This window comes from Xenorhabdus littoralis, assembly GCF_033949345.1.
GTDB lineage: Bacteria > Pseudomonadota > Gammaproteobacteria > Enterobacterales > Enterobacteriaceae > Xenorhabdus > Xenorhabdus littoralis.
This window is the reverse complement of record NZ_VCDP01000281.1, coordinates 1-257: the sequence shown is the minus strand read 5'-3', so window position 1 is coordinate 257 and position 257 is coordinate 1. Positions and strand designations below refer to the sequence as shown.

Below are 257 nucleotides of genomic sequence, written 5' to 3'. Positions count from 1 at the left end.
CTTTAGCATCTAACGCTCCAACTGCAATTACAGAATTAAATTTAGCTGGATAAGTAATTGAATCTCCCTCTTTATATCCTTCATTCCCTGCTGATGAAACTAACAAAATTCCTTTTTCATATGCTTTATTAATGGCTTCTTCAAAAAATACAGATTCTTTTTTTCCACCTAGACTCATTAGAATAATATTCGCCTTATGTTCAATTGCCCAATCGATTCCTTTTACAACTGTACTATATTTTCCATTCGTATACTTA

The 257-nt window shown here is 31.5% G+C and carries 1 protein-coding gene; it reads right to left on the bottom strand.

Features of this window, described 5'->3' with window-relative positions; translation table 11 throughout:
* The coding region (locus FE394_RS19620) for a S8 family serine peptidase (protein WP_319927980.1) at window positions 1-257 on the bottom strand (257 nt) is incomplete at both ends.